Raw genomic sequence first — 10,771 nt, 5'->3', positions numbered from 1 at the left:
TGCGGCTCAAGTGCAACAACGGCGGCGGCATCGAACGCACCTTCAGCAATACCCTGATGACGATTTCGCTCAATGCGATCGGCATGCATATCCCCGACCACGAGGTCAAGCGCCATGAATTTTTCGGCACTTACGGCGTGGCGCGCGATATCACCGACCGCAAGCGCGCCGAGGAAGTCATTTCCTACCAGGCCTACCACGACATCCTGACCGACCTGCCGAACCGCATGCTGTTCAAGGACCGCCTGGGCCTGGCCGTGATCCAGGCCAAGCGCAAGTTGACGGAACTGGCCGTGATGTTCGTCGACCTCGATCGCTTTAAACTGGTCAACGACACGCTGGGCCACGTCAAGGGCGACGAGCTGCTGCAACAGGTCGCGCTGCGCCTGAAGGATTGTCTGCGCCGCGGCGACACGCTGGCGCGCCAGGGCGGCGACGAGTTCACCATCGTGCTGCCGGAGCTGCGCGACCGACAGGACGCCAAGGCCATCGCCGACAAATTCCTCGAAAGCCTGCACCAGCCCTTCGACCTCGATGGTCATGAAGTGCATATCTCGGCCTCGATCGGCATCGCCATTTATCCGGGCGACGGCGAGACCATCGACGAGCTGCTGCGCCACGCCGACATCGCCATGTACCAGGTCAAGGCGCTGGGCAAGAATGGCCACAGCTTCTATCACAATTCGATGCTCGACGTGTCGCACCAGAAGATCGCGCTCGAGCAAAGCCTGCGCAAGGCGCTCGAGCAGAACGAGCTGGAAATGTACTACCAGCCGCAGGTCGACGTGGCCACCGGCCGCATCATCGGCGCCGAGGGCCTGATGCGCTGGAACCATCCGCAGCGCGGCCTGCTGTCGGCCGGCGAGTTCCTGCCCTTCGCCGAGGACAACGGCTTGATGCTGCCGATCTCGGACTGGATGCTGGGCGCCCTGTGCCGCGACCTGCTGCTGTGGAACGCGGCCGGCGGCGAAAACATCCGCCTGTCGCTGAACCTGTCGCCGCAATACCTGGACCGCGGCGACTTCTTCGAGAAGATGCGCGGCGCGCTGACGCGCTACGGCATTTCGCCGGCGCAGATCGAAGTCGAGATCACGGAAAACATCTGCATCCGCAATCCGCAGTACGCCATCGACCAGTTGAACAAACTGTGCCAGCTCGGCGTCTCGGTGGCCATCGACGATTTCGGCACCGGCTATTCCTCGCTGTCGTATCTGCACCGCTTCCCCATCCACACCATCAAGATCGACCAGTCCTTCGTCAAGGAGATCCACGACGAGCAGGGCCACTATCCGGTCATCCTCGCCATCATCTCGATCGCGCGCGGACTGGGGCTGCACCTGGTGGCCGAGGGCGTGGAGACCGACGTCCAGGCGCGCTATCTGCAGGCGAACGGCTGCACCACGATGCAGGGTTATTTCTATCACCGTCCGATCTCGCTGCCGAACTTCATCAACGTTCTTCAGCTCGAGCGCGGCGACCAGCTCGAGCCGCCGCGCCCGCACGCGCTGCATGCGGTGCCGCATCACATGACCGCGATCCAGGCCTGAGCGCGCATGCAGAAATTCCCCCCGACCGAGGCTGACGCTTCCGCCGGCAGCGCCTACACCGCCGAATTTTTGCGGGTCAAGGCGCTGGCCGAGCGCGGCGTCGCCAACGCCCAGCACAGCCTGGGTTTCATGTACTTCAACGGCCAGGGCGTGGCGCAGAGCTATGCGCTGGCCGTGGCCTGGTACCGGCAGGCGGCGACGGCGGGCCTGGAGCACGCGCAGTACAACCTCGGCGTGATGTACCAGAAGGGCCAGGGCGTGGCGCTCGATTATCCGGAGGCGGCGCGCTGGTATCAGCTGGCGGCGGAGCAGGGCTACGCGGCCGCGCAATATAACCTCGGCTGGTTGTACGCGAAGGGCCAGGGCATAGGGCAGGACAGCCATCTGGCCATGCACTGGTTCAGCAAGGCCGCCGAACAGGGCGACGCCGGCGCGCAAAACAATCTGGGCATGATGTACGACACCGGCAAGGGCGTGCCGCAGGATTTCAGGCAGGCCATCGCGTGGTACCGCAAGGCGGCCGAGCAGGGATATGCGCGGGCCCAGTTCAACCTCGGGCTGCGCTACGACAACGGCCAGGGCGTGCCGCAGGACGCCGCTCAAGCCATGTCGTGGTACCGCAAGGCGGCCGACCAGGGTTACGCGCCGGCGCAGTTCAACCTCGCGCTGCGCTTCGACAAGGGCGACGGCGTGGCGCAGGACAGCCAGAAGGCGATCCTGTGGTATCGCCGCGCGGCCGACCAGGATCACGCCAGCTCGCAGTTCAATCTGGGCCTGATCTTCGACAACGGCCAGGGCGTGTCGCGCGACGAGCACAAGGCGCTGGAGTGGTATCGCAAGGCGGCCGGGCAGGGCCACGCGGCGGCGCAGAACAACCTCGGTCTGCGCTACGACCATGGCCAGGGTGTGGCCCAGGATTACGAACAGGCGCAGTTCTGGTACCGCAAGGCGGCCGAGCAGGGCAACCCGGCGGCGCAATATCATCTGGGCCTGCTGTACGACGGCGGCCATGGCGTGGCGGCCGATCATGGCGAAGCGATTTTCTGGTATCGCAAGGCGGCCGACCAGGGCCATTTGCGGGCCCAGTTCGACCTCGGCCTGCGCTACGAAACGGGGCGCGGCGTGCCGCAGGATCATCGCAAGGCGATGGCGTGGTACCGGCGCGCGGCCGATCAGGATTACGCGGCGGCCCAGTACATGCTTGGCATGCTGTTCGACCGTGACGACGGCCCCGCGCCGGACAGCGCCCAGGCCAACGGCTGGTATCGCAAGGCGGCCGGGCAGGGCCACGCGCTGGCCCAGTTCACGCTGGCGCTGCGCTACGATAACGGCCAGGGCCTGGCGCAGGATTATGCGGCGGCCCATGGCTGGTATTTGCAGGCGGCCCGGCAGGGACATGTGCGCGCGCAGTTCAACCTGGGCCTGATGTATTTCAGCGGCCAGGGCGTGCCGGCCGATATGGCGCAAGCCTATCTGTGGCTGGCGATGGCCGAACGCGGCGGCCTGCCGGCGGCCCTCAAATACCGCAAGAACGCCGCCGCGCGCATGGATGCGGCGCAGCTGGCCCACGTGCGGGAGCGGCTGGAGACGCCGCCGGCGTAAATGGCGATGATAGAATCGGTTTAAATTCGCTGAGCCGCTGGAAAGGGAAGTCGTATGGTGCTATCGATGGTGCGGCAGGTGCCGGCCCGGCTGCGGCGCGCGGCGCCGCTGTTTTTTTCGCGGACCTTGCCGCTGGCGCTGTCGCTGTCTTTGCTATGGTGCGGCGCCTGCCACGCGGCGCCGCTGCAGCCCTATCGCCTGGTGGCGGGCGAGCTGCCGCCCTTCGCCACGGAAAGCGATCCGCGCGGGCAGGGCGCCCTGGTCGAAATCGTGCAGGAGCTGGCGCGCCGTCTCGGTACGCCGCCCAAGGTGGAATTCTATCCATGGCAGCGGGCCTTGATGATGACGGCCAATCTGCACCACATCGCCGTGCTGCCGCTGACGCGCACGCCGGAGCGCGAATCGCAGTATCGCTGGCTGGCCCATTTATACATGCAGCGCTTCGTGTTCGTGGCGCGCCACGGCAGCGTCAACGTCAATGACCTCGACGAGTTGCGCAAGCGCCGCGTGGCCGTGCTGCGCGGCTCCCTGCACCTGGAGGCGCTGACCGAACAAAAATTCCAGCACCTGATCGAATGCGCCACCGCCAGCGAGTGCATGCGCATGGTGGCCACGGGCCTGGCCGACGCCAGCTATGGCAGCGAGGCGGTGCGCCGCAGCGCCCTCAATCTGGGCCATGGCAAGGAAGCCGATTTCGATTACAGCCTGCCGTTCCGCGCCGGCGAAATCTGGCTGGCCGGTTCGCTCGATTTTTCGGACGCGGAAGCGGCCAGCTGGCGCGGAGCCATGGCGGCCATGCGCGCCGACGGCAGCGCCGCGCGCATCCTGCGCAAATACGGCCTGGACCCGGATCTCGACAAGCCGTAGCCGCGCCGGCGGCGCCGGTCCCGCTCCGCCATCGTCTTCTAGCTTATGGCCGGCGCCGCGTGGCCGGCCAGGCGCAGCCCGAGCGCCGCGACGACCTGTTCCAGCACCGCGTCCCAGTCGCCGGCTCGTGGCTGGCGGAACAGCCGCATCGTCGGATACCAGGGGCTGTCGTCGCGGCCCAGCATCCAGCGCCAGTCCGGTGCGAACGGCAGCAGCAGCCAGACCGGCTTGCCCAGCGCGCCGGCCAGATGCGCGATCGACGTATCGACGCAGATCACCAGGTCCATCTGCGCCACCAGCGCGGCGGTCGCGGCGAAATCCGTTTGCAGCGCGGCGAACTGGCGGATGCCGCCGCCGCCGTTTCCACCATCGCCGCCATTGTCACCATCGCCGTCGAGCTGCACCATGTCGACCGCGCGCGCATCCTTTTGCAGCGAAATGAAATCGGCCGCCGGCGTGACGATGCGGCGCAGCTCGATCAGCGCCATCGAGCGCTGGCGGTCGTTGGCGTGGCCGGCGCTGCCGGCCCAGGCGATGCCGATGCGCGGCTTCGACGTGGTGTCCGACCCGAGCCGCGCCCCCCACGCCGCCGCCAGCCGCGCGTCGGCCCGCAGATAGGGCGTGTCGGCGGGGATGGTGGACAGGCGCGTGGCGAAGGCGAGCGGCAGGCTCATCAGCGGACATTGCAGGTCGCAGGGCGGCAGCGGCGCATCGTCGGCCAGCACCTGATGGGCGCCGGCCAGCGTCGCCAGCAGCGTGACCAGCGCCGGTTGCACGCGCAGGATCACGCGCGCGCCGCGCGCCGCCAGCAGCGGCACGTAGCGGCAAAATTGCAGCGTGTCGCCCAGGCCCTGCTCGGCGTACACCAGCAGCGTCTTGCCGGCCAGCGCACCTTGGCCATGCCACAGCGGCGGCGCCGCCGGCCGCAGCGCCTGATAGGCCGGCTTGCGCCAGCGCCATTCGAATTGCGGCCAGCCGTGTTCCAGGTCGCCGTCCAGCAGCCGGCACACGGCCATGTTGACGTTGGCGTCGACGTGCTCGGGATCGTGCCGCAGCGCCAGCGCGTAGCTGCGCAGCGCCTCGCCGCTGCGGTTCAGCATTTGCAGGGTGTTGGCGCGGTTGAACAGCGCCTGCGGATGTTGCGCTTGCAGCAGCAGCGCGCGGTCCAGGCACAGCAGCGCTTCCGCATGGCGCTGCAATTCGTGGAGCGCGTTGCCCAGGTTGTTCCAGCCGTCGGCGAAGGCGGGGTCGAGGCGCAGCGCGCGTTCCAGCCACGGCAGCGCGTCGGCGCCGCGCCCCATGGCCAGCAGCGTGCTGCCGTAATTGTTCAGCGCCGTCACATGCTCCGGCTCGATCTCGAGGGCGCGCCGCAGACAGGCCAGCGCCGCGTCGTAGCGCTCCAGCCGCTTGAGGACGGCGCCCAGGTTCAGCTGCGGCGCGGCCTCGTGCGGCAGCAGCGCGGCGGCGCGTTCGATCAGGTCGAGCGCGGCCTGAAGGTCGCCGCTTTGCAGCGCGTAGACGCCGAGCATGTGCAGCGCGTGCGGGTGGTCGGGCTCGGCGTCTATCACCTCCAGATACAGCGCGGCGGCCTGCGCCAGCTCGCCGCGCTGGTGCAGTGCGACCGCCCGCTCCATGGTGGCCTGGGCGGTGGACGGGGAGCCGCCGGCGGCGGGATTGTTCACATTATCGTTCATCTAACTGTGCTGAAAAAACCATCGATGCCGTCAGTATGCGGGCAATCGCCGCCGTCGCGCGGCCGGATTTTAAATAAAACAACTTGCCGGATGATGTGTCGTGGACAGCGAAAAAGTTTTCACAAAAAAATAGTTTCACTCTTTACCGCGCTTTTCAAAGCGCCCATACTGGCACAGTCAAGCTCCGCCACAGTGCCGGGTTAGCCGCGTACCTCCTCGCCGGCATGGCGCCGCTCGCGCCGCCATGCCGGCCCTGCTGAAGAAAGATAATCCATGAACAAGCACGACGATCCATCCGATGGCGCCGAGTCCCCGCTCCACGCCGATACCGAGCCGCGCCCATCGCGCCGCAACTTCCTGAAAGCGTCCGGCCTGCTGGCCGCCGGCGGCGCCACCGCGCTGTCGGCCGCCACCACCGCCGCCGCCGCCGCCGCCAAGGACACGGCCGGCCAGCTGCCGCTGCCCAAGCAATTCGCCGCCGCCGCGGCCACGCCGCCCGAGGTGCCCAAGCTGCCGATGAACGGCGCCACGCTGTTCGCCAAGGCTTGCAAGGCCGAGGGACTGGCGGCGCTGTTTTGCTGCCCCGGCAACTACACGGTGACGCACGCGATGGCCGCCATCGGCATCCCGGTCTACACCGGCCGCGACGAGCGCTCCATGAGCCACGCGGCCGACGCCTTCACCCGCGTGACGGGCGAAGTGTCGGCCACGTCGGGCACCGAAGGTCCGGGCTTCACCAACCTGATTTCCGGCCTGGCCAACGCCAAGGCCGCGCGCACGCCGATCTTGTTCTTGTCGAGTAACAAGAGCGTGCGCGAGGAGGACACCGAGGCGGCGATCCAGCTGATCGAGCAGCAGAGCGTGACGGCGCGCCTGGTCAAGTGGCAGAAGCGCCTGGTCAATCCGCACCGCAACCACGAGTACGCCGCCTATGCCTTCCGCCAGCTCAAGACCGGCGTGCCCAGCCCGGTGCACCTGGACTTCACGGCCGAAGCGGGCGACGGCAAGTTGAACAAGCCGGGCGACATCGTCTACAACTTCGACAAGAGCTTGTACCGCACCGATGCCCGGCCCCATCCTTCGCCGGCCCACGTGGCCAAGGCGGTGGCGCTGCTGCAATCGGCCAAGCGGCCCATCATCGTGTCGAGCACCGGCGTGTTTTACAGCAAGGCCTGGGACGCGCTGCGCCAGTTCGCCGAGAAGACCCAGATTCCCGTGGTCGAATCGGGCGCCATGCGCGGCCAGTTCCCGGACGACCATGCGCTGTCGGCCACCTGCGCCCCGGCCGCGCTGGCCAGCGCCGACGTGGTGATGCTGGTCGGCCAGTACTGCATGCCCAACATCGGCGAATACGCCTTCGGCCCGGACGCCCACTACATCCGCATCGACATGGCGGCCGAGGACATCGGCCGCAACCTGCCCATCGCGGTCGGCATCGTCAGCGATGAAAAGGCGGCGCTGGAAGTGCTGCTGCGCGAGGCGCCGGCCATGCGCCACGACGACTGGCTCGCCGAAATCGCGGCCGCCCGCAAGGCCTTCGAGGACGAGAACGACGCCATCTACAAGCAGGTGCTCGGCTACAAGGACGCGGTCCATCCGGCCGTCATCGCCAAGGAGCTGTCCGACTTCCTGTACCACGGCGCCATCCCGAAAGAGCAGACCCTGATCGGCTCGGGCGGCTTCGGCATCGCCCGCTACACGCGGCGCTGGCTGCGCGCCTATCGGCCGGCGCAGATCATGAACGGCCAGTACCAGTTCGGCACCGTCGGCGCCGACGTCGGCTACGCGGTCGGCGCCGGCGTCGCCGTCAAGGAAGGCATAGGCGCGCAGGCCGCGTACAAGGGCCATCCGACCGTCACCATCATGGGCGACGCCTCGTTCGGCTACTCGGGCATGGAAATCGAAACGCTGGCCAAGCTGCGCATTCCGGCCATCATCATCGTCTACAACAACAATGCCTGGGGCACCTGGTATTTGCAGGACGATGAACCGCTCGTCGTGCCGATGCACCTGTTCCAGGAAAACATACGCTACGACAAAATGGCCGAGGCGCTGGGCGGCCACGGCATCTACGTCAGCAAGCCGGAGGAATTCACGCCGGCGCTGAAGAAGGCGTGGAAGACGGCCGTCGACACCGGCATGCCGACCGTCATCAACGTCCAGGGCAAGAAGGAATACTGGCAGCGCGAGAAATTCCCGCCCGGCTTCCTCGGCAAGATCGAACCCGGCGTGACGTCGTACTACCACTAGGCCGGCGCATGGATCAGCAATCTTCCGATGCCGTGGTCGATGTCGATGGCCTCGACGCCGTCGGTGCCGTGCTGCGCCAGTACGCCGGCCGCGGCGTGTTTTCCGCTTACCGCATGGAGCGCCGCAAGCCGGGCGTGGCCGAGTACCATTTCGGCTGGCTGTACGGCCAGCCGTTCACGCTGGGCGTCGACCTGGCGCAGCGGCGGCTGGCGCTGGTCGACTTGCTGCCCGGCGTGGTGCGCGACTCGATGATGCACAAGGAGTTGCGCGCCTTTTTGAAAGGCCGCGCGGCCGCCGACGTGCCCGCGCACCGGCGCGTCGATCCGCAACTGGCGACAGCGACGGCGCGCCTGCGCGACGGCATCGTTTCGCTGGAGCTGGCGCTGGAAGGCGGCGGTCGGCAAGACTACGAATACGGCGCCGGCAAAATCATCAATCTGGCCCATGAGCTGTTTCTGTTCATGAACGAATACTGGGCCGACTATATGTGGGAAAACTTCCGACTGAATATGGAGTAGAAAATGTCCAGGAAAATCAACAGCAAATTCAAATACGCGGCCGTCGTGCTGCTGGCGCTGGCCGTCGTGCCGGCCAGCCGGCTCGTGTTCAGCGCCGACGCGGCCAAGCCGGCGGCGGCCGTCGACGAGAGCGGCGATCCGTCGCCGTTCCCGCCGGGGCCGAACGCGATGCTGGTCAAGCAGACCTGCTCGCAATGCCACACGCCGAACGTGATCGTGACCCAGACCTTCGACGAAAAAACCGCGCGCAAGCTGTATCAAAAGATGATGGGCGAAAGCCCGGACACGGAACGCGGCAAGAAGATCGTCACGTATCTCTCGACGGTGCTGGGCGAAAAATCGGAATAGGATATTTCGCCGCACCAAAGCAAAAGCCCGCAGCGGAGATCGCCGGCGGGCTTTTTTTTATGCGGCGGGCGCGGCGGGCGCGCCCTTGCGGTATCGCAGTGCTTAAGCCTTGCGGCGGCGGGCGATGAAGCCCAGCAGGCCCAGGCCGGCCAGCAGCATGCCGTAGGTTTCAGGCTCGGGGACGGCGGCCATCACGGACACGTTGTCGAGCACCGCGCCGCCGTTGCCGGCCGCCGCGCTGGTGAATTTCAGCACGGTCGATGCGCCGGCGGTGAAGTCGAGCATATACGAATGCGTCGTGCCCGTGCCCAGGTACGATTGGGCCAGCGTGGTGCCGCCGTCGAAGCTGACGTACAGCTGCGGCGCCGCGTCGGAGTTTTCCGACAGGTCGAATTTCAGCGTGTATTTCTGGCCGGCGACGGTGGACAGCGACTGTTGCAGCGAGCCAGGGCCCGGCGTGCCCAGCATGTCGATGCTGTTGCCGCTGATGGCGCCGTAGTTGCCGTTGACGATGTCGACCGACTGCGCACCCACGGTCCAGCCGGTCAGGGTGGTGTCGCCGACGGCCAGCGTGGTGTAGCCGCTGAACGCGGTGCCGGTGTAGGTTTCGAAATCGCCGTTGAAGACCAGTTCGCCCGACGCCTGTGCGTAGCCGGTGGACAGCAGAGCTGCGACGAGGGCAGCTTTCAGATATTTTTTCGAGATCATATTATTCATCCTTGAGGTCGGGCGCGAACGAAGCGGTTTTCCGTCGCGGAATGCTTAATATAACATTAATTTCCAGAATTTCACAAATTCAATGCGAATTTTGAAATTAACATGTCTGTATGGAAATCATTTCGCAGCCGGTTTGCAACAGCGTTGGCCTCCGCGCTAATACGAAACTAGCGATACGGCAAGTAAATTACGTAGCGCAATCTCAACAATTCGATACAAAACTGCCTGATTCAGAAATCTCTACGACACACGCCATTGAGAAGATGGCAAGTAGACGATATTCATCGTTTAACGCCCGCCCGACCGTGCGAGGGACATCCCTTCGCATGGTCGCCGCGTTTGAAATCCATGCCCGCGCTGGATGTTCGACGACGGCGTCAACGATGCCATGACCAGGTTACGATGAAAATATCTATTGCGACGAAGCTTAGCCTTTTGAAAACGGCTGGGCCGCGCCTGATGCGCAGCGGCTTGTATTTGCTCGCCATCTTTCTGTTTTGCCTCAGCTTCTGGATCCACCGTTCTTTCGGCAAGCCGGACCTGGACCAGCTGACCTACCATCTCAATTACGGCTTTGAACTGCTGCGCACGAGCGATCCCGTTTTCGCCGAAAGGTTTGTCAAGTGGTGCGTGCTGGTGCCCTTGCTGCTGCTGGCGCTGTGCTGGTACGGCGAACCGCGCGTCTGGCGCGTGATCGCGAAAACCCCGCAGCGTTGCCGCGCGCTGCTGTACCGGCTGCATGGCTGGTTTCCTCAACTGCTGATGCTGGGCGCGACGGCGTTCTAGGTATGCGACGTGTCGGCCCTGAAGTACGTGACGGCCAGCTTCGGTCCCGACTATTTTGGCGCGAATTATGTGCCGCCGGGATCGGTCGTCCTGACGGCCGCCAAGCCGAAGAACCTGGTGCTGATCTACGTCGAAAGCCTGGAAGAGGGCTACACCGAACCGGGCGCCTTCGGCCGCGACTTACTGGCGCCGCTCACCGGCCTGCACGGCACCAGTTTCCCCGACTATCAGCAGGCGCCCGGCACCGGCTGGACCATCGCGGCCATGGTGGCGACGCAATGCGGCGTGCCGCTGGAACGCGGTAAGCGTCTGCCCAGTGACGTCTTGAGTGGGTTGGTAATTTGATCGATGATGGCGTCACACCGCTGGGAAGCGGCGTAATCTCAGAGAGCTGCTGGTAAGTTGCAGTTCCAAGGCAAGAATTCATCAACCCGGTTGACGG

General features: G+C 65.7%; 10 protein-coding genes. 8 read left to right on the top strand and 2 right to left on the bottom strand.

Going from position 1 to position 10,771, the window contains the following annotated elements:
- From Q0S71_RS01105 to Q0S71_RS01095, 3 genes are all read left to right on the top strand, one after another.
- The coding region (locus tag Q0S71_RS01105) for an EAL domain-containing protein (RefSeq protein WP_295990181.1) at nt 1-1,547 on the top strand (1,547 nt) is incomplete at its 5' end.
- 6 nt (nt 1,548-1,553) lie between these two features.
- Complete coding sequence (locus Q0S71_RS01100) at nt 1,554-3,149, top strand: tetratricopeptide repeat protein (RefSeq protein ID WP_295990180.1); 1,596 nt, start codon at nt 1,554-1,556, stop codon at nt 3,147-3,149.
- A 54-nt stretch (nt 3,150-3,203) separates the two neighbouring features.
- A complete protein-coding gene (locus Q0S71_RS01095; RefSeq protein WP_295990179.1) occupies nt 3,204-4,016 on the top strand; it encodes an ABC transporter substrate-binding protein in 813 nt (270 codons plus the stop codon).
- Nucleotides 4,017-4,054: 38 nt separating this feature from the next.
- Here the strand turns inward: Q0S71_RS01095 and Q0S71_RS01090 are convergent, their stop codons facing one another.
- Nucleotides 4,055-5,710, bottom strand: coding sequence for a tetratricopeptide repeat-containing glycosyltransferase family protein (locus Q0S71_RS01090; RefSeq protein WP_295990178.1), 1,656 nt, complete (start codon nt 5,708-5,710; stop codon nt 4,055-4,057).
- A 273-nt stretch (nt 5,711-5,983) separates the two neighbouring features.
- Here Q0S71_RS01090 and Q0S71_RS01085 point away from each other — a divergent pair, with 273 nt between their 5' ends.
- Genes Q0S71_RS01085 through Q0S71_RS01075 form a run of 3 tightly spaced genes read left to right on the top strand, consistent with a single transcriptional unit; the run spans nt 5,984 to nt 8,826 of the window.
- Nucleotides 5,984-7,960 (top strand): thiamine pyrophosphate-binding protein, encoded by a 1,977-nt coding sequence (locus Q0S71_RS01085; protein ID WP_295990177.1) that lies wholly within the window; start codon nt 5,984-5,986, stop codon nt 7,958-7,960.
- Between the two features lie 8 nt (nt 7,961-7,968).
- Nucleotides 7,969-8,478, top strand: a complete 510-nt coding sequence (locus tag Q0S71_RS01080; protein WP_295990176.1) for a hypothetical protein — start codon at nt 7,969-7,971, stop codon at nt 8,476-8,478.
- 3 nt (nt 8,479-8,481) lie between these two features.
- Nucleotides 8,482-8,826 carry a hypothetical protein gene (locus Q0S71_RS01075; protein ID WP_295990175.1) on the top strand — a complete coding sequence of 115 codons (345 nt, stop codon included), beginning with the start codon at nt 8,482-8,484 and terminating at the stop codon, nt 8,824-8,826.
- A gap of 102 nt (nt 8,827-8,928) precedes the next feature.
- Here the strand turns inward: Q0S71_RS01075 and Q0S71_RS01070 are convergent, their stop codons facing one another.
- Nucleotides 8,929-9,534 carry a DUF642 domain-containing protein gene (locus Q0S71_RS01070; RefSeq protein WP_295990174.1) on the bottom strand — a complete coding sequence of 202 codons (606 nt, stop codon included), beginning with the start codon at nt 9,532-9,534 and terminating at the stop codon, nt 8,929-8,931.
- Nucleotides 9,535-9,882: 348 nt separating this feature from the next.
- Here Q0S71_RS01070 and Q0S71_RS01065 point away from each other — a divergent pair, with 348 nt between their 5' ends.
- Both Q0S71_RS01065 and Q0S71_RS01060 read left to right on the top strand, forming a co-directional pair.
- The gene (locus Q0S71_RS01065) at nt 9,883-10,329 is read left to right on the top strand and encodes a hypothetical protein (RefSeq protein WP_295990173.1); all 447 of its coding nucleotides are present in this window, start codon (nt 9,883-9,885) and stop codon (nt 10,327-10,329) included.
- Between the two features lie 9 nt (nt 10,330-10,338).
- Nucleotides 10,339-10,674, top strand: a complete 336-nt coding sequence (locus tag Q0S71_RS01060; RefSeq protein WP_295990172.1) for a hypothetical protein — start codon at nt 10,339-10,341, stop codon at nt 10,672-10,674.
- Nucleotides 10,675-10,771 lie beyond the last annotated feature (97 nt).

The sequence above is a fragment of the Rugamonas sp. genome (assembly GCF_025354735.1).
Lineage (GTDB): Bacteria > Pseudomonadota > Gammaproteobacteria > Burkholderiales > Burkholderiaceae_D > Rugamonas.
The sequence above is the reverse complement of the archived record's forward strand: the minus strand, read 5'-3'. Positions and strand labels throughout refer to the sequence as shown.